Below are 24391 nucleotides of genomic sequence, written 5' to 3'. Positions count from 1 at the left end.
ACAAAGAAAAAGAAGCAAAAAGAAAGCTTCAACAATAATAATAACATATTAATTCTTGTTGAAGCTAATCTAAAGGTAAGTTTGATTATATAACCCCTGCTTTCTCCAGCTCCACCTGCATTTCCTGTTGAATTTTTTGTGCTTCGGCTCTTGCCGCTTCGGCAAAGTCTTCACCGTTTGATGCATAAATAATAGATCGTGAAGCATTTACAATCAGCCCGCAATCCTTATTCATTCCATAGTGACAGACCTCGGCGAGATTGCCGCCCTGCGCGCCCACACCGGGCACCAGTAAAAAATTATCCGGTGCGTATTTGCGGATGTTGGTAAACTCAGTGCTTTTGGTGGCGCCAACCACGTACATTATCCGGTCCGCATTGGCCCAGGTATTGGCCTTTTGTATTACAGCTTCATATAAAAAACCCTTCTCTGTTGTAAGGTATTGAAAGTCCTTGCTTCCCGCCGAGGAGGTAAGTGCCAAAATGATCACCCATTTATCCTTATATTCCAGGTATGGCGATACGGCGTCATGCCCCATGTAGGGCGACAGGGTTATCGCGTCAAAGCTCATCCCTCCTGCTGATTCGTCAAAAAATGCCCTGGCGTACATTCCCGAGGTGTTGCCCATATCGCCACGCTTGGCATCAATTATGTTTAAGCAATCTTTGGGCAGGTATTTCCAGGTGGCTATTAGGCTTTGCAAACCTTTAACACCATGTTTTTCATAAAATGCAGCATTGGGTTTATAAGAAATGCAAAGGTCCTTAGTTGCATCAATTATCCTTTTGTTGAATTCAAATATCGGGTCGGGAAAGTCTTTTAAAAACACCGGGATCTTTTCTATATCGGTATCGAGGCCCACACATAAAAACGATTTCTTTTGTTTTATTTGGTCGATAAGAAATTGACGGGAGATCATGGGCTATGTTTTATTTTTTGAATGCCCAAAAAAACTAAAATTTACTCGAAGTGTTAGCCCCTTAATGGATATTTTTTAAAATAGTTTGATAATATGAATTAATTGAGTAAAATTGCAGTGTTTTCCGTTGAATTTTTCTTGCACTAAAGAAACAATTTAAAACTCCACGTTATTTTATTAAAATATTTTACTTGGGTTTAGATGTTGCATACTAAGTTGCATAACAAATTTATTTCATAAAAACATTTTATCGAGACACACTTAAAACCCCTTTAGGGTGATTATCTTAACGTTTAGTGAGAATGCTGCTACCCCTGATTTCCGTTGAAAAATAAGAACTTCTACAAAAAATATTCAAATTAAAAATCCTTTTGAACTATAATTCATAATATGTTTGATACAAACGAATTGAACGACAAACTCGTTTCAGAGTTGCGCGAAATTGCCAAAAATTTAGGTATTGCCGAGGCTGATGAACTTAGAAAAGCCGCACTGGTAACCCGTATTGTTGAACAGGAACAATTAATTGAGGCGGCCCGCGCCCAACAAGATACCGTTAACAGCAACTATGCCGCTGTTGAACCTCCACCACCGGCAGCAGAAGCAGGTGAAAAAACACGCAAAAGGATCCGCGTTATAAAAAGCAGCACTGCACCGCGCATTGAAGTGCCGCTGGACGACACCAACCTTTTTGATATGCCTGATGACGAAAACGTTACAGACGAGTCGGAAAATTCGGATACCCAACCAACAGGACCGCAACCAGGTTCGGAGCCTGAGCAACCCGCAGAAAATGAGGAAAAAAGCGAAGAGGTAGTAACCGAAGGTGTACGCCCTCAGAAATTTGAGCGCCGTGTTAACCAGGCTGCCCCGCAAAAAAATCAGGAACCTGCGATCAATCTTGATTTTGATAATGTTATTGTAAACGAAGGTGTACTTGAGATCATGCCCGATGGCTATGGCTTCCTGCGTTCATCCGATTATAACTATTTAACATCTCCTGATGATATTTACGTATCACAGTCGCAAATAAAATTATTCGGCCTTAAAACCGGGGATACTGTGCGTGGCAGCATCAGGCCGCCGAAAGAAGGCGAAAAATATTTCCCTTTGGTACGGGTTGAAGCCATTAACGGCCGCATCCCTGCTGAAGTACGTGATCGTGTACCTTTCGACCACTTAACGCCGTTGTTCCCATCCGAAAAATTGAGCCTGTTTACAGACGCCGGTAACTATTCAACACGCATAATGGACCTGTTCTCTCCTATCGGTAAAGGACAACGCGGTTTAATTGTGGCCCAGCCTAAAACAGGTAAAACCATGTTGCTAAAGGATGTTGCTAACGCGATAGCCAAAAATCACCCGGAAGTTTACCTGATCATATTACTGATTGATGAGCGCCCGGAAGAAGTAACTGACATGGCCCGCAGCGTACGCGCCGAAGTGGTATCATCAACATTTGATGAGCCGGCTGAGCGTCACGTAAAAATCGCCAACATTGTGCTTGAAAAGGCAAAGCGTATGGTTGAATGTGGCCATGATGTTGTTATCCTATTGGATTCTATCACCCGCCTTGCACGTGCCTACAATACTGTAGCTCCGGCATCAGGTAAGATCCTGTCTGGTGGTGTTGACGCCAATGCCTTACATAAGCCAAAACGTTTCTTTGGTGCGGCACGTAACATTGAGGATGGCGGTTCATTAACCATTATTGCTACTGCATTAACTGAAACCGGATCGAAAATGGACGAGGTTATATTTGAAGAATTTAAGGGTACCGGTAATATGGAATTACAGTTGGATCGTAAATTATCCAACAAACGTATTTTCCCTGCTATTGATATCACTGCTTCGAGTACCCGCCGCGACGACTTGCTGCTTGATCGCGAAACATTACAGCGCATCTGGATCCTCCGTAACCACCTGGCTGACATGAACTCCCAAGAATCGATGGAGTTCCTGCAAGCGCAAATAAGGGGCACCAAAACCAACGAGGAATTTTTGATTTCGATGAACTCGTAATAAAATAATATTTGTGAAGTTTTATATTAGCATAAAAGTTAATATTTAACTTCACACTTTATTTAATAATTCTTGATACCTTCATACCGGAATGAAGAATCGCGTAAAAAAACACTTGCCTAATGCTATTACCTGCGCAAACCTGTTTAGCGGATGTATAGGGATAGTTTTGGCTTTCAAGGGTGAGCTTATTGCTGCCTCATATGCAATATTCTTATCAGCCATTTTTGACTTTTTTGATGGACTCGCATCACGTGTGCTTAAATCGTTTTCGGGCATAGGTAAAGATCTTGATTCCCTGGCCGATATGGTGAGCTTTGGTGTATTGCCTGCGGTAATAATGTACCAATTATTGCTTGATGCGCATCAAATAGACAACATCAGCCAATATTTAAACTTTATAGCATTCCTGATCCCGGTATTCTCAGCTTTAAGGCTGGCTAAGTTTAACGTAGATACACGCCAGGCGGAGCATTTTATTGGCCTGCCAACTCCTGCAAATGCCATTCTAATCGCCTCGTTCCCGCTGATCCTTGATCACCATAACCGATATTTTACCGGACCCTTGCAAAACCCCTATTTTCTATCGGTACTTATTATTATTATGTGCACACTGTTAGTAGTAGAAGTGCCGATGATGTCATTAAAATTTAAAAACCGCGATTTTAACAAAAATATTTTCCGCTATTTATTGTTACTATTTTCGGCAATACTCATACTATTTTTTAAATTTGCAGCAGTTCCGGTAGTTATTGTATTTTATATCATCCTATCGTTTATCCAGTTCAAATTTTCAAATGAAGATATCCTGGGACATCCGCAAAAAGAAGGCTGATAGCTCCGGTTAATTCGATCTAAATAACTAAAATGAAAAAATTCCAGGCAGAAATTGATGTAATGCCCAAAAAAGAAATACTTGATCCTCAAGGTAAAGCTGTAACCGGAAGCATGAAAAATCTTGGTTTATCTGAAATACACAATATCCGTATCGGTAAACATATTTCGCTGGAAATTGACGCTGAAAACGAAGAAACAGCCAACGCCAAAGTTGATACCGCCTGCAAAAGCCTGTTAGCCAACCTGATAATGGAAAGCTACAGTTTCAGCGTTAAGGAACTTTAGTAATTTGCAGATAATCAGCGCTTAGTACTATACTAAGGTATGTAAAAAGGTTGCCATATGGCATTGCTATTAAACCTCGGATAACTAATCTCTAATCTCCAGCCTCTAATCACTACCGGCTACAGCCCTGCTTGTTTTTCGGCCCGGATAGTTTCCAGTCGCGGCAAGTTAGCTGAGATAACTGCATGCACCGCATAGAATTTCGAAATCAAAAGCTCAGGGTCGGGTGCGCCGGCTTTAGCCATTAACTCAACTTCCTGGATGTTAGCCTGGCTGGCAGGCATTCCAAAAAATCCGAGGTTAGGTTTTAGCTTATGGGCTGCTGAAGCTGCAAGGGTCCAGTCTTTGTTTTCTATCGCACCGGTAATGGTTTGAAGCAGATCAGGGGTTTGCTGCAGGAACATTTCAATTGACTCTACAATAAATTCGTCACTGCCATCGGCAATTTCAAACAAGAAGGAGAGATCGAGGTCATGCTCAGGAAATATGTGTGACATATTGCGGTTTATATATTTCAAAATTATAACTTTTTTACGATCAAGTCATCTTTAAGTTCATTTTTGATCATTAAAATTGTTTTATTTATTACCGGGTGTGTTAAATCGGGCGCAATTTCGGCAAGCGGCTCCAACACGAACCTCCTTTTGTGCAACCCCGGGTGCGGAACTGTCAGCTCCTGGTCATCAATAATATCGTTCCCATAAAACAAAATATCAATGTCGATGGTGCGCGAACCCCATTTCTCTTCCCGTACTCGCCCTAATACAAGCTCAATACCCAGGATCCGGCGCAAAATCTCATGTGCCGGAAAACCCGTTTCAATAACTATTACCTGGTTTAAGTAATCGGGCGCATCAGTTTTTCCCCATGATTGTGTCTCGTATACCGATGAGGTTTTTAAAACCGGCGCAATATCTGCTTCAATTAACTTAATGGCCTCATGCATATAGAAATGCCGGTTGCCAAGGTTGCTGCCAAGTAATAAAAAAACAGTATTCATGTTGTAACAAATATTATAGATTTAGCTCTTAATATTATCCATATCGAATTGCTAAGTTTGCATAGATAAAAGATTTATAACAGTTAATGAAACAATTCTTCAAATTTGTACTCGCCAGCATGGTGGGATCTTTAGTTATAAGCGTCCTGATAATATTATTCGTTTTTATTTTCATCGGCGGGCTTATCGCAACTGCAGGCAGCGACAAAACAGCTGATGTATCGCCAAACAGTGTTCTGCAATTAAAATTCAACTATCCCATTTCTGAGCGTACGCCCAATAATCCCTTATCTGCTCTAAGTTTTCTAGGTGTTGATGGTGATAAAGCCGTTGGCCTTAACGATATCCTTGCTAATATTAAAAAGGCAAAAACCGACCCCAATATAAAAGGCATTTTCCTTGACGAAAGTTCAATGTCGGCTGGTCAGGCTACAGTGGAAGAGATCCGCAATGCACTTATCAACTTTAAAAAATCCGGAAAATTTGTAATAGCCTATTCAGAAGTTTATACACAAAGCTTTTACTACCTGGCATCGGTTGCTGATAAAGTATACGTCAATCCGAAAGGTATTTTTGAATTTAAAGGCTTTAGCTCGCAGGTCACCTTTTTAAAGGGTGCGCTCGATAAGCTGGGTATCGATGCACAAATAATAAAGGTTGGCACCTATAAAAGCGCAGTTGAACCCTTCTTTTTAACAAAAATGAGCGATGCCAACCGTCTGCAGGTAAATTCATATCTCGGCTCATTGTACGATCATTTTTTAACCGGCATCAGCGAAAGCCGTAAGATCAGGAAGGACTCGTTGTTCAATATCGCCAATGACCTTAAGATCCGCCTGCCGGAAGATGCACTAAGATATAAACTGGTAGACGGCTTAAAGTATAAGGACGAAATTTTAGATGAATTAAAAAAACGCTGTGGAACCAGCCCTAAGAGCGACTTGAAAAGCGTCGAATTAAGTGACTATACCTCGGGTGAGTCCACTTCTGACGATAAAAATGAAACATCAGGAAATCAAATAGCAGTAGTTTACGCCTCGGGCGATATTGTGGGCGGGGAGGGTGACGATCATTCCATTGGCTCCGAAAGAATTTCAAAGGCGTTGCGCCAGGCGAGGGAAGACGATAAGGTTAAGGCGGTTGTCTTGCGGATCAATTCCCCGGGCGGCAGCTCGTTGGCCAGCGATGTGATCTGGCGCGAGGTGGCGCTTACAAAAAAGGTGAAGCCGATCATTGTATCTATGGGCGATCTTGCTGCATCAGGCGGTTACTACATTGCCTGTGCTGCCGATTCAATTATTGCTGAACCCAATACCATAACAGGCTCCATCGGTATTTTCGCGGTACTGCCAAACATGCAAAAATTCTTTAATGATAAATTAGGCGTAACTTTCGACGGCGTAAAAACCGGGAAGTTTGCTGATCTGGGCGAGACATCAAGGCCTTTAACGCCGGAAGAAAAAGCTATCCTGCAAAACCAGGTTAACCAGGGCTATGATTGGTTCACCAAAGCAGTGGCCGATGGTCGCCATAAAACACAGGCGTATGTAAACAGCATTGGACAAGGCCGGGTTTGGACAGGCACACAGGCAGTACAGAATGGTTTGGTTGATCGTTTGGGTAATATTAATGATGCCGTAAAATCGGCAGCAAGAATGGCTCATCTCAAAAAATATAAATTGGCAGCTTATCCTGAGCAAAAAAGCTTCCTGAATAAATTCGGCTTAGGCATGAACGCCGAGATAAGAGCCCACTTTATGAAATCGGAACTGGGTGATAACTTTAAGTATTACGAACAGATAAAAAGCGTAACCCAACTGATGCGCACTCCACAGGCACGCATCCCTTATGATATAGAGATTAATTAAGTGTCGTGTCATTTCTGAATTGACGTTGAGCAAATAGTCATACTAAAATGTTAACCCTGTCTTTTCAATAAATACATTCAAGTAGTTTATTAACAGATACTTATATAATGGTTAACATAAAACTATGTTAACCCTGTAAACCCCCTTTTTTGTTAATTTGAGTCAATCTCAACCCATAACTATACGTCAGTTTATCATCGGGGTAACACTGGTTAGAAATATATTTTGATTAGAAAGCCACCTGATTTGGATGGCTTTCGTATTTTTACACCCTCGATCAATTATGGAAAATAAACCAATAGCCCGTAAGCTTCGCCTGTTATCGCAATTAATGGAGTTGCATGAGGAAAATCCATTTAAGATAAAATCAATAGCCAACGCGGCTTTTAAGGTGGATAAGCTGCCCTTCCCTGTTGCAGGGAAAAGCTTTGCAGAACTTGAAAAAGTTGACGGCATAGGTAAAAGCACCGCAGGAAAGATCATCGAGTTGCTGGAGAAAGGCACCATGACCGAGCTGGACGATATGCTTGCCAAAACGCCGGAGGGTATTGTTGAAATGATGGGTATCAAAGGCATCGGCCCAAAAAAGGTTGCCACCATCTGGAAGGAACTAGGCATCGAGAACATCGGTGAGCTTTTTTATGCATGTAACGAGAACCGACTGGTTGAGGCAAAAGGCTTCGGTTTAAAAACACAGGAAGATATCCGAAAGGTTATAGAATTCAACATGGCCAGCCATGGTAAATTCCTGTATGCCAAAGTTGAACAGGAAGCGAAGGATCTATTGGAACAGCTAAAAGGCGTTTTCCCGGATGCACTGATAGAGTTTGCGGGCGAATTTCGCAGGTACTGCGAGATCATCAATAAACTTGTTATTGTACTCGGGAGCCGCGACCAGGAGATCGCATTTAACACATTACAACATTCCGAACTTTTACAGGAGATAAAAACAGAGGGAAATCATATAACCGGCCATATTGAACACGGTTTAAAGGTGGAGCTTATTTGTGTGGAGAAGCGCTATTTTTATTCGGCACTTTTTGAATTTACAGGCGATGATGAGCATGTGCAGGCGGTGTTAAGCAGAACGGCCGACCTAATTGACCAGCCAACTAGTGAAGATTTGATCTACACAAAAGCAGGCCTTGAATATGTTTTCCCGGAGCTCAGAGAGGGTGATACTTTCATTGAAAAAGCTGCAAAAAAAACACTTCCACATTTAATAAATCATGCTGACCTCAAAGGCACCTTACATAACCACAGCACCTGGAGCGACGGCATAAATACTGTTGAGGAAATGGCCCTATATTGCCGTGATGAACTTAAGCTGGAATATTTAGGCATGTGCGACCACAGCAAAAGTGCCTTTTATGCAAAGGGACTAAGCACCGAACGTGTGCTGCAACAGCAGGAAGAAATAGATCACCTCAACAAAAAACTAAACGGCTTCCATATATTTAAAGGAATTGAATCTGATATTTTGTATGATGGTTCGCTCGATTACCCGGATGAGATCCTGGCAAAGTTTGATTTTATTGTTGCTTCAGTGCACTCCATACTTAAGATGGATGAAGAGAAGGCAACTTCACGCCTAATAAAAGCCATTGAAAATCCTTATACTACAATATTAGGTCACCCTACCGGAAGATTGTTATTAAGCCGTAAAGGCTACCCCATCGACTATAAAAAAGTGATCGACGCATGCGCTGCAAACAATGTAGTAATAGAAATAAATGCCAACCCGCTCCGCCTTGACCTAGATTGGCGCTGGCACCAGTATGCGTTGGAAAAGGGCGTTTGGCTCTCCATCAACCCGGACGCCCATAGGAAGGAAGGCTTTTTGGATATGTATTATGGCCTGCTGGTAGCACGAAAAGGCGGCTTATACAAGGAAAGATGCTTAAATGCATTATCATTGCAGGAAATTGGGGGGTTTTTTGGTAGAAAAAACTCAGTGATTAAAGGTTAGAGACCAGAGATTGGGTAAAACCTGTAATAAATAGACTGCGTCGTACCAATGACTAAAGAACCAGTGAACAAATGAATTTAATAAACAAAGTACGATCCATTCAGTCAGCACAAACAAAGCCATCGATACTTGTTATCGGCGATCTCATGATCGACCATTATATTTGGGGAAATGCGTCACGCCTGTCACCCGAGGCACCTGTGCCGATAGTAAATGTTAAAAGTGAATCCACAACACTTGGTGGAGCTGGTAACGTTGTACAAAACTTGGTCGCGCTTGGCGCTAACGTTACTGTTGCCGGTGTAATTGGCGATGACGCCACCGGGAATGACCTGATTAAAATACTGCAAAGCGAGGGCGTTAAAACCAATACGATAATTAAGGATCCCTCAAGGCCCACTACTGTTAAAACCAGGGTTTTAGCCGGAAGGCACCAATTGGTGAGGGTTGACCGTGAAGTTACGGAACCAATATCGAAGGTATTGGAAGACGATATGGCGGATAAGCTTTCTTCAATTATTGACCTGACCGACATCGTCATATTTTCGGATTATAATAAAGGGCTGTTTGCGCCCGCCCTAACCCAACGACTTATAAAAATTGCAACTGACCATAAAAAAAAGGTAATTATCGATCCAAAAGGGTTGAATTACGAAAAATATGGCGGCGCTTATTTAATAAAGCCAAACCGTAAGGAACTGGCGGAAGCCGCAAAAACAGAGTCGATAAAGAATATTGGCGAACTACAGGAAGCTGCAAAAACCATCTTCGCACAAACCAAGACTGCCTATTTAATAGTCACCCTTTCAGAAGAAGGGATGGCTATTGTGACCGAGCGATCCAGTAAGTTATTGCCGGTAAAGGCTACGGAGGTTTTTGATGTTACCGGTGCCGGAGATACCGTAATAGCCGCCATAGCTTATTTTATAGCTGCGGGTCTTACTGTGGAGGAGGCTTGTGAATTAGCTAACCATGCTGCAGCCATAGTGATAAGGCATGTGGGCAGTGCCACCACAACAATCGATGAAATTATAAAGGACATGGAGATCTAGTTATTGGTTCACTTGTTCATTAGTTCATAGGTATATTTGCAAACAAGAAAAAAATAATCCGAATTCAAAAATACGTCCCAATAATTATAGGGATCCGAAATCCAAACAAATGGTAATTGAAGAACTAAACGACCATCAGCAACTTGTAAAAAAAGTAATTGAGCAACTCGGTGGCGACATTGAGAAAGGTTGCGAAATGATTGTGTCGGCTATACAAAACGGAAAAAAAGTACTAACAGCGGGTAATGGCGGCAGCGCTGCCGATGCCCAGCACATTGCAGCTGAATTGAGCGGTCGCTTTGTTAAACACCGTAAAGCTTTGCCTGGCATCGCCTTGACTACCGATACTTCTGCATTAACCGCCATTGCGAATGATTATGGTTATGACCATGTTTTTTCAAGACAGGTGGAGGCTTTGGCGCAACCAGGCGATTTATTTATCGGTATTTCTACCAGCGGCAACAGCCAGGGAGTTTTGAATGCCTTTGAAACTGCCCGGAATTTGGGTTGCGTTACCTTAGGGCTATCTGGCAGAACCGGCGGCAAAATGAATGGCCTTTGCGATTTGAATGTTATTGTGCCATCGGAGATTACGGCCCGCATCCAGGAAATGCACATTTTAATAGGTCATATACTTTGTAAGGCCGTTGACGATTTGTTTTAATCAAGATGAGAATCGATTTAGAAAAAACACTGTTAAATAAAATTCAGCCTTTAGCCAACCTAAAAGCCACGGTTTCAACATGGCAAGCGGATGGTAAAAAGGTAGTTTTCACTAACGGCGTTTTTGATCTGCTTCACCTTGGCCATGTAACATACCTCGCAAAAGCTGGCGAATTGGGCGATAAGCTCATCATAGGTCTAAATTCCGACAGTTCGGTAAAGCGAATTAAAGGCGAAGACAGGCCGATAAACGATCAAAGTAACCGGGCAGCACTACTCGCCGCTTTGTTTTTTGTAGATGCGGTGGTTTTGTTTGAAGAGGATACCCCCTTTAACCTGATCACCTCGCTAATGCCTGATATACTGGTAAAAGGCGCTGACTATACCATAGACAATATTGTTGGCGCAAAGGAGGTTATTGCAAACGGAGGCGAGGTTAAAACAATTACCTTTGTCGAGGGATATTCATCAACCTCAATTATTAAAAAGATTAAAGAAAGAGAATTATAAAATGATAAGTGAGCTTTGCAACAAAGTATTTATAAAAACGATTTATGATTATCATTTATATAATGATATAAACTTCCGTTACGAAAACCCTTACGAAGTTGGTTCGTTTGAAAATTTGCTGTATACAAAATGTTGGATAGATACCGCCCAATGGCACATGGAAGACGAGATCCGCAACCCGTTGATTGACCCGGTTATTGCCTTGAAATGGAAGCGCCGCATTGACAGTTCGAACCAGGAACGCACTGATTTGGTAGAAGAGATAGATACCTACTTCCTGGACAAATACAAAGATGTCAAACCACTTGCATCCGCTCGAATAAATACCGAAAGCCCGGCCTGGGCAGTTGACCGCCTTTCCATTCTCGCATTAAAGATCTATCACATGCACGAGGAAAGTGTAAGGCCAAGTGTAAATGAGGCCGAATTAAACAAGCGAAAAACAAAACTAGGTATACTGTTACAACAGCGAACCGACCTGTCCCTGGCTATTGATGAACTGATTGAAGACATTCAAAAAGGCGAAAAGTATATGAAAGTGTACCGCCAGATGAAAATGTACAACGATCCTGAACTGAACCCTGTTTTGTATAACAGCAAAAAATAAATGCCGGCACCAAAGCATATATTGGCAATAAGGTTGTCGGCAATGGGCGATGTGGCGATGACCGTGCCTGTAATAAAAGCTGTGCTAAAGCAGAACCCCGAACTCATTATAACCTTTATATCCAGACCTGAATTTGCCGGTTTCTTTAACGACATCCCGAGACTCAGCTATTTTTCAGTTGATCTGAATAACGAATACAAAGGCTTAAAAGGTATTGTAAAACTGTTCAGAACACTAAATAAGAATACCCAATACGACGCACTTGCCGACCTTCACGATAATTTAAGAACAAAAATATTAAGAAAACTCTTCCGGCTTTCGGGCCTGCCCTATGCATACGTGGATAAGGGCCGGCCAGAAAAAAAGCTATTGACACGCTTCCCCGGTAAGGTTTTAAAACCGCTTAAATTAACTACGGAGCGTTATGCAGATGTGTTTATTGATTTAGGTTTTAACGCTCATCTTGACCACCAACTAGTGAAGCATCCGCAGCTGCTTACAACTGAGATACTTGCAATAAGTGGTGAAAAAACGAAGCCATGGATAGGCATTGCCCCCTTTGCAAAGCATAAGGGTAAAATTTACCCGCTGGAGCGGACAGAGGAAGTCATCAAATTACTGGATAACAGGAATGTAAATATATTCCTGTTTGGCGGATCGGTTTTAGAGCAGGAAATTTGTGAGCAATGGCAGGAAAAATATGTTTCAGTTATTTCGTTGGTTCGTAAAACAACCATGGAACAGGAACTTGCAATAATAAGCCGGCTTGATGTGATGATGAGCATGGATTCTGCCGGGATGCACCTGGCATCGCTTGAGGGCATTCCGGTAGTTTCGGTTTGGGGAGCAACCCATCATTATGCGGGTTTTTTAGGCTATGGCCAATCGGAAGGTGATATAGTTGCTGACGATATTGAATGCCGGCCCTGCTCAATTTATGGAAATAAACCCTGCTTTCGTAAGGATTACGCCTGTCTATACAATATTCAACCGGAAACAATTGTCGCCGCAATTGACAAGCATATCCGTTGAAGGATTGATAAATTAAACGATATTTTTTGAAACAATTTATATAAAAATTAGCTTCATTTAAATACCAATTAATTGTACTTTGTAACGTTATTATCGCTGGAACGTACAAGCTAAAAAGCTTTTAAAATATATCGTCGAAATGAAAAAATTACTGTTGGTAAGGCATGCTAAAGCAGAAAAGGATGCTGCGGGGAGGGATTTTGACAGGCCGCTAAAATATATCGGCATGCAGGATGCTGGTTTTATGGCCGACAGGATAAAGGATAAGGGGCTGATTCCGGAGTTAATAATAACAAGCCCGGCGCAGCGCACACTAACTACCGCCGAAATATTTGCTGACCATTTAGGTTTACCGGAACCTGCAAAAAATAAAGCCATTTATGAAGCAAGTGAAAAAACACTTTTAAGGGTTATCAATGCATTTCCTAACGAAGTTGGTTTCGTTGCACTTGTTGGCCATAATCCAGGTATAGCCTACATATTGCAATATTTAACCGGCGAGACTAGAGAAGTACATACCAGCACCACCGCATTAATTGATTTTGAAGTAGATGATTGGGCCCTGGTAACTGAGGATTTAGGTAAATTGGTTTACTATAGCTCACCGAATGAATAGGTTAGTCATTAGGCACTTGTTATTAGTCATTGGGAAAAGCTTCCGAATTTATGCCTAACTTGTTTATTCAAAATTCAATGATCAATAACTAAGAAATACAATACGTTTTCCCCGGCAGCGACCTTATATACCCCTGCATTTCCATATTCAATAAATTCATGGCCAGCTTACTGGTTGGCATATTAGTTTTTATCGAAAGGTCGTCAATTGCCAATGGGCCGTTATTTCCCTTTATAAAATTCAGGATCAGGCTTTCATCCGACGATAGATCAAGCGGTAAAACATACTGTTCAACAGTTTTTGTAACATCCGGTGTTTCCCAACCCAGGCTAAAGGCGAGATCAGCCACGCACGTAAGTAATTGTGCCTTATTGTTACGGATCAGGAAGTTACATCCCTCGGAATATTCGTCGCCTAATCGACCGGGGAACGCAAAGACATCGCGGTTGTAAGAATTTGCTATTTCGGCAGTGATCAATGCGCCACCTTTTATACTGGCTTCAACAACGATCGTGGCATCTGCCATTCCGGCAACAATGCGGTTTCGCTGCGGAAAGTTCTCCCTGTCAGGAATGGTTCCGGATGGATATTCTGATAACAGGCCACCATGTTCCAGCATTTTATCGGCAGTTGCCCGGTTCTGGCTCGGGTACATCCTGTCGAGCCCATGTCCTACTACACCAACGGTCGGTACGTTATGTTTTAAGCACTCCTTATGTACGGCAACATCAATCCCAAGGGCAAGGCCGCTTACAACCAAAACATTATGCATCTGTAATTCTTCAATCATTTGCCTGCATAGTTGTTTGCCATAATCAGTTGCATTACGGGTGCCCACAATGCTTACTATGTGTTGGGTATTTAAATCGGCATTACCCTTAGCATATAATAATACCGGCGAATCATTGCAATTTTTTAAGCGTTTGGGATATTTGCTGTCAGTGTAAAAAATCACCTCGACGTTGTTCTTCTCTATAAATTTCAGCTCTGTTTCTGCCTTTTTTAGTGCAACGTCAAAGTCCAGTTGATTAACCGTCTTCTCTCCTATCCCCGGCACCTTTAACAATTTAACAGCCGAAGCGCTGAAAACCTCCTCGGCGCCGCCAAAGTGAGCTACTAATGATTTAGCCAGCGTTGGGCCAATATTTTTTACGAAGGTTAAGGCAACACGATGAAGTAGCGACATATGTACTCTTAGCGGACGGCTTAGTTGCCGGCTGCTTTATCGCTCTAAAATATAAAAATCCTAACAATTTTAGCAAAAAATAAAAAACTATAAAAATAGTTTGCAAACTATGAAAATAGTTCTACCTTTATCGAACTATAAAAATAGTTTGCTATGAACATTAAGGAACTGACAAAAGCCGAAGAACAGGTAATGCAAATATTGTGGCAATTAAAAGAAGCCATAGTAAAGGACATTATTGAAGAAATGCCCGATCCGAAACCTGCGTATAACACCGTATCAACCGTAGTAAGAGTATTAGAGGGCAAAGGCTTTATCGATCATAAAGCCTACGGAAACTCACACGTTTACTTCCCTGCTATTAGCGATGCAGATTATAAAAAATTCACATTCGATAAAATGATGAAGAATTATTTTAGCAATTCATACAAAAGCCTGGTATCATTTATTGTAGATGAAAAGGATTTGGATGTGAAGGAACTGGACGAACTGACCAAACTAATTGACAACCTTAAAAACAAGAAATCATGAACTGGCTGCATTATTTATTAGAAGCTAATATATACCTGGGGGTGTTTTATTTGCTGTATTTTTTGTTGTTAAATAATGAAACGCATTATAAACTAAACCGGGCTTATCTTTTATTCACGCCTGTGCTTTCCTATATTATTCCACTGGTACAGGTTGGTGCTCTAAAATCATTCGAGGACGATGGGAATACGGTAACAACTATAATTATTAATCCGACCCACAAGGTAAACTCCGCGGCTGCTTCTATACATTTTACTTTACAGGATGTGCTGTTATATGGCTACCTGGCTGGCGCGGGAATTATGCTGACCGTGTTTATTTTCAAAATCATCCAGTTGGTAAAGCTAACGCGGGCACAAAAAAGCTTATTCGATAACAAGTATAAACTGGTTAAGGTGAAGGATACTAACACCGCCTTTTCCTTTTTTAACTATGTATTTATCGGGACCAATGTAGATGGCGCAGATACCATGATAAGGCATGAGCTGGTGCATATCGAACAAAAACATTCTTTCGACATTGTTTTTTTAGAATTGTTAAAAATCGTCAATTGGTTTAATCCATTTATTTACCTGTGGCAGCGCAGCGTAAAAACGCTTCATGAATATATTGCCGACGAACAAACCGCAGCTTATGAAAATGATGCCATCGGTTATTCTTCGTTCCTGGTAAGCAACGCCTATGGACTTAGCGGCTCTTCTATATCAAATTCATTTTTCAATTATAATTTACTAAAAAAGAGGATTATTATGTTAAATCAAAAACGCTCGGGTAATTTAGCAAGGCTAAAGTACCTGGCAGTAATTCCGCTATCTGCAGGATTACTTTGTGTGTCAACCCTTGGGTTCAGTAAAACTTATGGTTGGGTAGATCTTGCGCCGCAAACCGCCGCCAAATCGGGCTCACCCACCACTACCATTAAAGACACAAAAACAGGTGTGTCTACAAAAGAAGAAGCTTATAAGATTAATGGAAAAACCTATTACAAGGCTACCATTACTGATAAAACAGGTAAAACACACATCTATTATTCAAAAAACACTTCAGTCGCTGATCGTGCAATGTTGTGGCAGAAATACCAGTTCCATTTTTCGTCAGATACGGTTAAATCTATAACGCTCTCGCCGCCGCCATCGCTTAAATTGAAGAGCATTCCGCCGCCCCCACCACCCGCACCACCGAAATCAAAAAAAGCAGCTCTAAAAGCTAAAAGTGACGAAATAACAATAGACGAGCCCACAAAAACACCGGCAACTATCATCAAAAGTGACATAGCCGCAGCAAGAGCTAAAGCTGAAAGCGAGCAGCACAAAACGCCTCCCCCTCCTCCTCCAATGGGACCGTTTATGGCACCATCAAAGGTATTTGACGAAATGAACAGGTACGTTTCAAAGCATGTTAGGTATCCGGCAGTTGCCAGGGAAAACAAATCAGTGGGAAGTGTTATTGTTAAGTTCGATATTGCTGAAAACCGTAAGCTATCAAATGTTATTTTGATAAAAGGGATTGGCAGCGGTTGTGATGAAGAGGTTTTAAGGGTAATTAAAGGTTTTACCGGTGATATCAATACGAAATCGGGAACTTACAAATTAACCATTACCTTTAATTTAGACGGAATAGACGCTCCAAAATCAGCAAGTGAAAGTTTAGGTGGCGACCCGTCTTTCGCAGGCGAAATAGTTGTAATGGGCTATCCATCAAAATAAATTATTCTTCAATTAATATTGAGGAGCAATTGCTGAACGGCCTAAAACCGCTTTGGCAATTTGTTGCATACAGGGTTTTTGAAGGAAAAATATTACTTTTGGGATAACAGGGCCACTAGCCTCAAAATCCTAAACCATTATGCAACCCATCAAAAAGCCTGCAGCATTAAAACTAAATTACCTGCCGCATATAATGTTAGGTTTAGTTTTAAGTTTATGCGCGCTTAATAGCTTTTCACAAACATTTCCGCCTATTCCGCCGCCTCCACCCTTAATGTCTGATCCGGACAATACAACAACGACACCCGTTAATCAACACATTCGACTTGGAGATAGCCTGCACAAGGTAATGATGAAGGGACAACATGAATTTTTCGAAAAAATAGAAATGTTCATGATCAAAAAAATCCATAATGTAATCGGGCAGGATAACACCTTTTTAGGAATAATAACCATCCGCTTTACCGTTGGAGCAGACCGCCATATCAACAAAGTAATACTAATAAAGGGAACCGGAACCAAATACGATCAGATAACTGTAGATGCGTTAAAAGCGCAAACAGGCGAATTCAAGTATCTAACACCATTAACTTACGATCTTACAGTCGAGTATACTCCCGACCTGGCACATAGCATTCACGGCATTAAGATGAGTGATTTCAGAAGCGTCCGCGAAAAATAAAACTTTGGCTAAGCTTTTACATAGATCACTTGCTTGGTTTCAAAAAACTCTTCAGCGAAATAATCCTTTAAATGATATTGGGTAACCTTTAATCCTGATTCAGAAATTTCCTGCGTCAGGTCGCCACCCTTGAGGTATAGAATGCCATTGGGCAGCGTGTTTTTAGAATTTTTTTTAAATTTTCCGCGCACCCATGGGTAAAAATCTTTTAGCTGCGTTACGGCCCGTGATACTACAAAATCAAATTTTTCATCGATCTGTTCAGCGCGCTGGTGCGTAGCCTTAACATTTTTTAAGCCAAGTGCATTTGCAACCTCCTGTACCACCTTTATTTTTTTGCCGATGGAATCTACCAAGTGAAACTGCGTTTCGGGGAATAAAATTGCCAGGGGAATGCCGGGAAAGCCGCCGCCGGTGCCTACGTCAAGCACCGTTTCGCCCGGTAAAAACGATAACACCTTTGCAATACCTAAAGAATGCAACACGTGGCGCTCACCAAGTAACTCAATATCCTTGCGTGAAATTACATTGATCTGGTTGTTCCAGAACGTGTAAAGTTCAGGCAGCTGGTCAAATTGCTGTACCTGTTGTGCAGTAAGATCGGGGAAATATTTTAGCAGATAATTAGATATCATCCCTGTTAAAGCGGTTTATGATATTTCCAAGCAGGTACCTGGCCCTAAAAAGCTGGGCCTTAACTGTACCCAAAGGCAGGTCGAGTTGCTGGGCAATTTCTTCGTATGAAAGCTCGTCAAAGTAACGCAGCGTAATCAGGTTACGGTAGCGCGGCGGTAAGCTTTCTATCAGTAATTTTAACTCCTGGGTTTGTTGTTTTTTAATGGATGTCTCTTCCGGGTTAAGCACATCCGCCTTAATTTGCAGCTGTTTTTCCTCGCCATCCTCATCCGTCATGCCGTGGATCGACATCGTATTCAGCTTTTTTTTACGGATAAAATCGATACAATTATTGGTGGCCACACGGAAAAGCCAGGTGCTGAATGCGTAATCGGGCTGATATTTTTCTAATTTCTCGAAGGCCTTGGCGAAGGTTTCAACGGTAAGGTCCATTGCATCTTCCTTATTGTTCACCATTTTTAGCACCATAAAATAAATGGAATCCTTATACCTGTGCATCAGATCGGCATAAGCTTTTTGATCGCCTTGGCGCGCTCTGACAACAAGGTGAAAATCGTTCTTTGCGTTCTCGGTAAAATTCGAATTTATTTCCATTGAGTGGTTTTTATAAAGGTCCCAATTAATCCAAAAGTATTTAGGTAAATATAGTAAATAGCATCAAAAACAGGCAAATACCATACAAGGCCTTTGCCATCTAATCGCTTAAATAACTTACTATATATGATCAATTGAAAAATCAACCTAAACATAAGCAAACCTAAAGCTAACAAGGGTTCAAAGTTGAAAACTAAGCATAATGTTAGTAAAATGTAGAATAGAAAACCACTTACGGCATCAATGCTTAATGCCCGGCGATGCCTTTGTTTATATAATTTACCTACCCCAAAATGCCGTTTTTTTTGGCGGAACAACGATGCTATAGTTGTTTTAGCATCGGTGTAAGTAAACGATTCAGCATTAATTTCAATGGCCGTATTGTCTGGAGTGGCATTTTGATTTACGAACAGATCATCATCTCCCGATAGGACGTGCATATGGGCAGCAAAGCCCTTTGCCCCGAAAAACAATGTTTTTGTATAGGCCAAATTTCGCCCGATCCCCATATAAGCATCGCCCCTTAAGGCTGCAGACAAATAATTAATTGCCGTTTTTATAGTTTCAAAGCGGATGAATGGATTTAAGAAATTACCGGTCTTTTTATACGGCGAATATCCTAACACAATTTGGGCTGAACCTTTGAAATTTGAAGCCATATAGGTTATCCAGTTTTCAGAAGCCGGCACACAATCCGCGTCGGTAAATAACATGTGCTCGTTTTTTGCCGCCTTTATGCCCAGGGTTAAAGCGAATTTCTTACCGGTTTTAAACCGATCATGCTCTGTTATGGTAACAATTTTTAAACGGGGATATTTTTGACTTAACTCCTTTAATACATCTTCCGATGAATCATATGAGCAATCGTTTATTACTACAACCTCAAAGTCGGGATAGTTTTGTTCTAAAATTGAGGGCAGATTTTCGCGGAGGTTTTCGGATTCGTTACGCGCACTTATAATAACTGATATGGGCAAGGTTACTTCAGGCAGCTCCTCCAACGGTTTATAGCCGCGCAGTTTGCTTTGATTTGTTAGCAGGAAATATAGCTGAATTAAAAAACAAAACTGGAATAAAATGACAAATGCTTCGCGTATATATGTTTCCAAAACCCTCTTTAAATAATCGTGCAAAGTTGTTAAAAATTGTTGGAAAGTTGTAAGGTTGAAATGCTGTAATGTTAAATAAATCAAAAGATTTGCTCCAAAGTTTACAACATTTCAACTTTGTAACATTCCAACCTTACAACATAATTATTATGCTAATTTTGCACTCGTAATAATGAAATTTAACTTAACAGCACAAGATCCGCTTTCAAAGGCCCGGGCGGGTGAGATCACTACCGATCACGGCACTATTCAAACACCTATATTTATGCCTGTTGGTACCGCAGGTACTGTAAAGGCAGTACATCAGCACGAGCTTAAAAACGATATTAAGGCGCAAATAATCCTTGGAAATACGTATCATTTATATCTAAGACCGGGTTTAAATACGATAGAAAGCGCTGGCGGATTGCATAAATTTAACGGCTGGGATGGCCCGATATTAACTGATAGCGGCGGCTACCAGGTATATTCCTTAACCGATGTTCGTAAAATAAAGGAAGAGGGCGTCACCTTCAGATCACATATCGACGGCTCAAAACACCTGTTTACTCCTGAAAATGTGATGGATACACAGCGTACAATAGGCGCCGATATCATAATGGCTTTTGATGAATGCACCCCCTACCCCTGCGAATATCACTATGCACGCCGCTCTATAGAAATGACGCACCGCTGGCTAAGGCGCTGCTGCGACCGTTTCGACACCACCGAGCCTAAATATGGATACAGCCAAACCCTGTTCCCTATAGTACAGGGATCAGTATATAAGGATCTACGCGTAAAATCGGCCGAGGTTATCGCTTCGTTTGAGCGAGAGGGGAATGCAATTGGCGGCCTTTCTGTTGGCGAACCGGCTGAAGAGATGTACGCTATGACCGAAATTGTTTGCAATATATTACCGGAGCAAAAACCGCGTTATCTAATGGGCGTTGGAACTCCAGTTAACATATTGGAAAATATTGCCTTAGGAATTGATATGTTTGATTGTGTAATGCCAACGCGCAACGCCCGTAATGGCATGCTTTTTACAAAGGATGGCATAATCAACATTAAAAATGAGAAGTGGAAGAACGACTTTTCGCCAATTGAAGCCGATAGCGACCTGTTTGCCGATAAAGCCTATACAAAAGCCTATCTACGCCATTTGATCCATTCGGGCGAGATGCTGGGTGCGCAGATCGCTACTTTGCATAACTTACACTTTTATTTGTGGTTAGTTCAGGAAGCACGAAATAAAATCATTGCCGGAGAGTTTTATAGCTGGAAAAACATAATGGTAAACCGTTTAGGACAAAGATTGTAAATGAGGGCTTTTTTAAGAAGATATTTAAAAACAATCGACCGGTATATCATTAAGAAATACCTGGGCACCTTTGCGTTTACGCTCGGCATTTTCGTGGTGATAACGGTTGTCTTTGACATCTCGGAGCATATCGACAACTTCTTAAAAAACCACTCAACATTACAGGAAATAGTATTTAAGTATTACGCCGGATTCATACCATTTTACATGAATCTATTATCACCATTGATCAACTTCCTGGCGGTAATTTACTTCACCGCGAAGATGGCCAATCAAACCGAAATAGTACCCATACTTAGCGGTAAGGCAAGTTTCAGTCGTTTCCTGCGACCATATTTTATCTGCGCTACACTGATATTTATTGTATCGCTTTTCGCTAATCTTTACCTCATCCCCTTTACCAATAACCTTAAAATAACTTTCGAAAACTCAAACCAGTTTAATGGAGACCAGGATGTAAAAAATGAGGTACATATTCAATTAGATAAGCACACATTTGTGTATGTGCAGTCGTTTGATAACACCATTCATACCGGCTACCAGTTTATAATGGAGAAGTTTGACGGTGATCAGCTAAGGGAAAAGCTAGTGGCAAATACCATAGTTTATGATTCTGTTAAGCGTGTATGGAAGCTGAGAGCTTATACAATTAAGTATGTAAACGGCTTAAAGGAAAAATATGTTGATAGCACAAGCCGCGAAAAAGATACCGTTTTGGATATGCGGCCTGTTGATTTTATACATTATGATAATGTGTATACAGCAATGTCGACCAGGGACCTCAACCGGAATATTGAAAAGGAAAAGATAAGGGGAACGGGTGCGTTAAAGGAAATGCTGTATGAAAAATACCGGCGTTTTGTATACCCGTTATCCTCATACGTACTCACTTTAATAGGGGTGTCTATATCGTCACGTAAGGTTAGAGGAGGGATAGGACTGCCCCTTGGAATAGGAATATTCCTCTGTTTTGCCTATATAGTTATTGACCGTTTTGCATTGGTGTTTGCTGTAAAAGGCAGTATGGTACCCCTGATAGCCGTGTGTATGCCTAATGGGATATTTGCCCTGGTTGGGTTATATTTGCTATCAAAAGCACCCAAATAATGAGCGAGGAAACCGCACCATCGGCACTAAACAAAAACCTGGTAATTCTTCATTTCACCGTATTTATTTGGGGCTTTACGGGCATTCTTGGCCAGCTCATTTCCATATCCGCGGTAAGCCTGGTTTGGTACCGCGTACTCATCGCATCGGTATCATTATTTCTTTATTTTAAGGTGAATAAAACCGCATTAAAACTAAGCAGAAACAGCTTTCTGCAATTGATATTTACGGGCGCTTTGGTAGGCGGGCATTGGATCCTTTTCTTCGCGTCCATCAAACTTTCAACAGTTCCGGTTGCCTTGGTTTGCCTCTCATCAATCACATTGTTTACTGCAATTTTCGAACCGCTGATCAACAAAAAGAAGATCTCAAAACTCGAAATCCTGGCAGGCCTCCTGATAATAATTGGCATTGCCACTATTTTTAAATTTGAAAGCAGGTACACTAAGGGTATTGAAGCAGGCCTTTTAAGCGCCGTGTTTGCAAGCCTCTTTTCTATCATAAATTCACGCCAGGTAAAGAAATACGAGGCTCCTGTAATTGCATTTTATGAACTCTCGGGAGCCTTTGTATGGATCACTATTTATCTTTTATGCACCGGGGAATTCAACCAAAGCATGTACCTGAGAGGTGCCGATATTGGCTATCTCTTTATCCTCGGCACTATCTGTACTTCGCTTGCCTACGTTGCCGGGGTGTCTGTAATGCGCGAGCTTTCCGCATTCAGGGTAGCGCTTATTACCAACCTCGAGCCGGTGTACGGGATCGTCATGTCGCTTGTTTTTTTCAAGGACATGAACAAAATGACCATAGGTTTTTGGGTCGGAGCGGTAATAATTTTGTCTACCATCTTCCTCTTTCCGGTCGCAAAAAAACAAATTACCCGTCGAAAAGGCCGTTCGTAAGAAGACTTGTTATCACCTATCAAGCTCTGATTTATCATCACATCCATCACGCTTCAGGCAGTTATTTGCATCCCCTTCCGTGATAAATCTTTCAATCCCTGGTGGGGTGGGGGATAAAAACACCCGTGCTTAAAACACCATTCCAAGCCCGTCAAGCGATTATCTTTTTTTACCCTCACTCGCCAGCCATTTTATATTTCGTTGCAACACAGGCAAAATTTCAAAAAAACCTTAGTGTATTTAATCCAAAATAAAAGCGGTAGAGAAAAATTCAAAAACAATACGTAACTATAGTTTATTTCAGCGTAAAAAAGACATATACTGTAAAATAAGTAAATAATAATTACCTTATAATCTAATGTTTATATTAATCAACTAATTTAAAAATTTAAACTTTGCAAACTTTCAAATTTTATAAATACTAATAATTTTAGCCGAATTAAAATTAAGTCTATAAATAAGTATTCATATTATTGTAAATCAATATATTAAATCACATTAAATAAAGTTTATCTTTTATAACAAAGGATTTAACATCAAGTTTAGCTAAGTGTAACAAACCCGCAAATTATAATTTTCAAGAATTCGGAATTTTCCGGGTATTGTATACCAAAATAAAAACCGGGCAGAAAATGAACGTAATTTTAAAGCAGAAAAATCGACCGAAGGTCGCCTGTAAAATCAAATGAAATTAATTCTCACAGGGGCGGAATGTTGACTTAATTAACTTTGAGAGTTGGCCAGGAAAAACCAGAGAGGTAATTATTGAGCGTTCAAATTTCGGGCATCCTTCCTGGCCGAAACATCAACACCGGGATAAGTCAAAATTGAATTGTAAAAATTCAAATATCCGCGAGTTGTTTTTTTACCCCGCTCCGTCCTCCTTGAATTTGCCCCACGAAAATTTTGCGACATTTTTATTCCACATTAAAAAACCGGATATTGTATTAAATGTTAAACTAAATCACCATGAGAATAAAAACTATCATCATCATCGTCATCGCCGTACTGCTCACCATCGTGCTGATGCAAAATACAGGCCGGGTTAATTTCGAATTTTTATGGGCTACATTCTGGATGTCGAAATTGGTGATGCTGTTTTTTGTGGCAGCCATTTCATTTGTATTGGGGTTTATGGTTGGCCGCCCGAAACGGGTTAAAAAGCTTGGCGGCGACTACACCGACATTAATTCAGATAAAAGCAATCCCAGTACACTAAGCGACGACGACAAAGAATACATCAACTAAAATT

At 41.0% G+C, this 24391-nt stretch carries 25 protein-coding genes; 18 read left to right on the top strand and 7 right to left on the bottom strand.

What is annotated here, in order from left to right; all coding sequences use genetic code 11:
- Positions 1–85 precede the first annotated feature (85 nt).
- The gene (pyrF, locus tag KXD93_RS19545; RefSeq protein ID WP_258139035.1) at positions 86–916 is read right to left on the bottom strand and encodes an orotidine-5'-phosphate decarboxylase; all 831 of its coding nucleotides are present in this window, start codon (positions 914–916) and stop codon (positions 86–88) included.
- A gap of 393 nt (positions 917–1309) precedes the next feature.
- Between pyrF and rho the strand changes: the two genes are divergently transcribed.
- The 3 genes from rho (at position 1310) to purS (ending at position 4063) form a co-directional block, all read left to right on the top strand.
- Positions 1310–2941, top strand: a complete 1632-nt coding sequence (gene rho, locus KXD93_RS19540; RefSeq protein ID WP_258139028.1) for a transcription termination factor Rho — start codon at positions 1310–1312, stop codon at positions 2939–2941.
- Between the two features lie 91 nt (positions 2942–3032).
- Positions 3033–3776, top strand: a complete 744-nt coding sequence (pssA, locus tag KXD93_RS19535) for a CDP-diacylglycerol--serine O-phosphatidyltransferase (RefSeq protein ID WP_258139027.1) — start codon at positions 3033–3035, stop codon at positions 3774–3776.
- A gap of 32 nt (positions 3777–3808) precedes the next feature.
- Positions 3809–4063: a phosphoribosylformylglycinamidine synthase subunit PurS gene (gene purS / locus KXD93_RS19530; RefSeq protein ID WP_258139026.1), complete on the top strand. Its 255-nt coding sequence runs from the start codon at positions 3809–3811 to the stop codon at positions 4061–4063.
- A 119-nt stretch (positions 4064–4182) separates the two neighbouring features.
- Here purS and KXD93_RS19525 read toward each other — a convergent pair whose 3' ends face one another.
- Both KXD93_RS19525 and folK read right to left on the bottom strand, forming a co-directional pair.
- Positions 4183–4560 (bottom strand): Hpt domain-containing protein, encoded by a 378-nt coding sequence (locus tag KXD93_RS19525; protein ID WP_258139025.1) that lies wholly within the window; start codon positions 4558–4560, stop codon positions 4183–4185.
- A gap of 23 nt (positions 4561–4583) precedes the next feature.
- The gene (folK, locus tag KXD93_RS19520; RefSeq protein ID WP_258139024.1) at positions 4584–5063 is read right to left on the bottom strand and encodes a 2-amino-4-hydroxy-6-hydroxymethyldihydropteridine diphosphokinase; all 480 of its coding nucleotides are present in this window, start codon (positions 5061–5063) and stop codon (positions 4584–4586) included.
- An 86-nt stretch (positions 5064–5149) separates the two neighbouring features.
- Here folK and sppA point away from each other — a divergent pair, with 86 nt between their 5' ends.
- From sppA to KXD93_RS19480, 8 genes are all read left to right on the top strand, one after another.
- The gene (gene sppA, locus KXD93_RS19515) at positions 5150–6931 is read left to right on the top strand and encodes a signal peptide peptidase SppA (protein ID WP_258139023.1); all 1782 of its coding nucleotides are present in this window, start codon (positions 5150–5152) and stop codon (positions 6929–6931) included.
- A 283-nt stretch (positions 6932–7214) separates the two neighbouring features.
- Positions 7215–8900 carry a DNA polymerase/3'-5' exonuclease PolX gene (locus tag KXD93_RS19510; RefSeq protein WP_258139022.1) on the top strand — a complete coding sequence of 562 codons (1686 nt, stop codon included), beginning with the start codon at positions 7215–7217 and terminating at the stop codon, positions 8898–8900.
- A gap of 71 nt (positions 8901–8971) precedes the next feature.
- Positions 8972–9952, top strand: coding sequence for a D-glycero-beta-D-manno-heptose-7-phosphate kinase (rfaE1, locus tag KXD93_RS19505; protein ID WP_258139021.1), 981 nt, complete (start codon positions 8972–8974; stop codon positions 9950–9952).
- A 109-nt stretch (positions 9953–10061) separates the two neighbouring features.
- The gene (locus tag KXD93_RS19500; protein ID WP_258139020.1) at positions 10062–10616 is read left to right on the top strand and encodes a D-sedoheptulose 7-phosphate isomerase; all 555 of its coding nucleotides are present in this window, start codon (positions 10062–10064) and stop codon (positions 10614–10616) included.
- A 5-nt stretch (positions 10617–10621) separates the two neighbouring features.
- On the top strand, positions 10622–11125 hold the full coding sequence (gene rfaE2, locus KXD93_RS19495) for a D-glycero-beta-D-manno-heptose 1-phosphate adenylyltransferase (protein WP_258139019.1): 504 nt from the start codon (positions 10622–10624) through the stop codon (positions 11123–11125).
- Position 11126: 1 nt separating this feature from the next.
- Positions 11127–11732 carry a DUF4254 domain-containing protein gene (locus KXD93_RS19490; RefSeq protein ID WP_258139018.1) on the top strand — a complete coding sequence of 202 codons (606 nt, stop codon included), beginning with the start codon at positions 11127–11129 and terminating at the stop codon, positions 11730–11732.
- Complete coding sequence (locus KXD93_RS19485) at positions 11733–12764, top strand: glycosyltransferase family 9 protein (protein WP_258139017.1); 1032 nt, start codon at positions 11733–11735, stop codon at positions 12762–12764.
- 139 nt (positions 12765–12903) lie between these two features.
- Positions 12904–13380, top strand: a complete 477-nt coding sequence (locus tag KXD93_RS19480) for a SixA phosphatase family protein (protein ID WP_258139016.1) — start codon at positions 12904–12906, stop codon at positions 13378–13380.
- Positions 13381–13468: 88 nt separating this feature from the next.
- Here KXD93_RS19480 and dprA read toward each other — a convergent pair whose 3' ends face one another.
- Positions 13469–14566: a DNA-processing protein DprA gene (gene dprA / locus KXD93_RS19475; protein ID WP_258139015.1), complete on the bottom strand. Its 1098-nt coding sequence runs from the start codon at positions 14564–14566 to the stop codon at positions 13469–13471.
- Between the two features lie 192 nt (positions 14567–14758).
- On the opposite strand from dprA, the gene KXD93_RS19470 reads away from it, so the two are divergent.
- The 3 genes from KXD93_RS19470 to KXD93_RS19460 all read left to right on the top strand — a co-directional run bounded on the left by KXD93_RS19470 (position 14759) and on the right by KXD93_RS19460 (position 17485).
- Positions 14759–15097 carry a BlaI/MecI/CopY family transcriptional regulator gene (locus tag KXD93_RS19470; protein WP_373417366.1) on the top strand — a complete coding sequence of 113 codons (339 nt, stop codon included), beginning with the start codon at positions 14759–14761 and terminating at the stop codon, positions 15095–15097.
- Positions 15094–16803 carry a M56 family metallopeptidase gene (locus KXD93_RS19465; RefSeq protein ID WP_258139013.1) on the top strand — a complete coding sequence of 570 codons (1710 nt, stop codon included), beginning with the start codon at positions 15094–15096 and terminating at the stop codon, positions 16801–16803. The genes KXD93_RS19470 and KXD93_RS19465 overlap by 4 nt, the downstream gene beginning before the upstream one ends.
- Positions 16804–16942: 139 nt before the next feature.
- Entirely contained in the window at positions 16943–17485 is a 543-nt protein-coding gene (locus KXD93_RS19460; RefSeq protein ID WP_258139012.1) for a hypothetical protein, read from the top strand.
- A gap of 8 nt (positions 17486–17493) precedes the next feature.
- Here the strand turns inward: KXD93_RS19460 and rsmG are convergent, their stop codons facing one another.
- The 3 genes from rsmG to KXD93_RS19445 are packed head-to-tail and all read right to left on the bottom strand — an operon-like array spanning position 17494 to position 19824.
- Positions 17494–18120, bottom strand: coding sequence for a 16S rRNA (guanine(527)-N(7))-methyltransferase RsmG (gene rsmG, locus KXD93_RS19455; protein WP_258139011.1), 627 nt, complete (start codon positions 18118–18120; stop codon positions 17494–17496).
- The gene (locus KXD93_RS19450) at positions 18110–18715 is read right to left on the bottom strand and encodes an RNA polymerase sigma factor (protein WP_258139010.1); all 606 of its coding nucleotides are present in this window, start codon (positions 18713–18715) and stop codon (positions 18110–18112) included. The genes rsmG and KXD93_RS19450 overlap by 11 nt, the downstream gene beginning before the upstream one ends.
- Positions 18706–19824, bottom strand: coding sequence for a glycosyltransferase (locus tag KXD93_RS19445; RefSeq protein ID WP_258139009.1), 1119 nt, complete (start codon positions 19822–19824; stop codon positions 18706–18708). Before KXD93_RS19445 ends, KXD93_RS19450 begins: the two co-directional genes overlap by 10 nt.
- Before the next feature lie 172 nt (positions 19825–19996).
- Here KXD93_RS19445 and tgt point away from each other — a divergent pair, with 172 nt between their 5' ends.
- The 4 genes from tgt (at position 19997) to KXD93_RS19425 (ending at position 24387) form a co-directional block, all read left to right on the top strand.
- The gene (gene tgt / locus KXD93_RS19440) at positions 19997–21127 is read left to right on the top strand and encodes a tRNA guanosine(34) transglycosylase Tgt (RefSeq protein WP_258139008.1); all 1131 of its coding nucleotides are present in this window, start codon (positions 19997–19999) and stop codon (positions 21125–21127) included.
- Positions 21128–22234, top strand: coding sequence for an LptF/LptG family permease (locus KXD93_RS19435; RefSeq protein WP_258139007.1), 1107 nt, complete (start codon positions 21128–21130; stop codon positions 22232–22234). It abuts the gene before it with no gap.
- Positions 22234–23139: a DMT family transporter gene (locus tag KXD93_RS19430; RefSeq protein ID WP_258139006.1), complete on the top strand. Its 906-nt coding sequence runs from the start codon at positions 22234–22236 to the stop codon at positions 23137–23139. Before KXD93_RS19435 ends, KXD93_RS19430 begins: the two co-directional genes overlap by 1 nt.
- Positions 23140–24108: 969 nt before the next feature.
- Positions 24109–24387 (top strand): hypothetical protein, encoded by a 279-nt coding sequence (locus tag KXD93_RS19425; RefSeq protein WP_258139005.1) that lies wholly within the window; start codon positions 24109–24111, stop codon positions 24385–24387.
- The last annotated feature ends 4 nt before the right edge of the window (positions 24388–24391 follow it).

Origin of the sequence: Mucilaginibacter phenanthrenivorans, from assembly GCF_024721155.1 — a bacterium.
Lineage (GTDB): Bacteria > Bacteroidota > Bacteroidia > Sphingobacteriales > Sphingobacteriaceae > Mucilaginibacter > Mucilaginibacter phenanthrenivorans.
The sequence above is the reverse complement of the archived record's forward strand: the minus strand, read 5'-3'. Positions and strand labels throughout refer to the sequence as shown.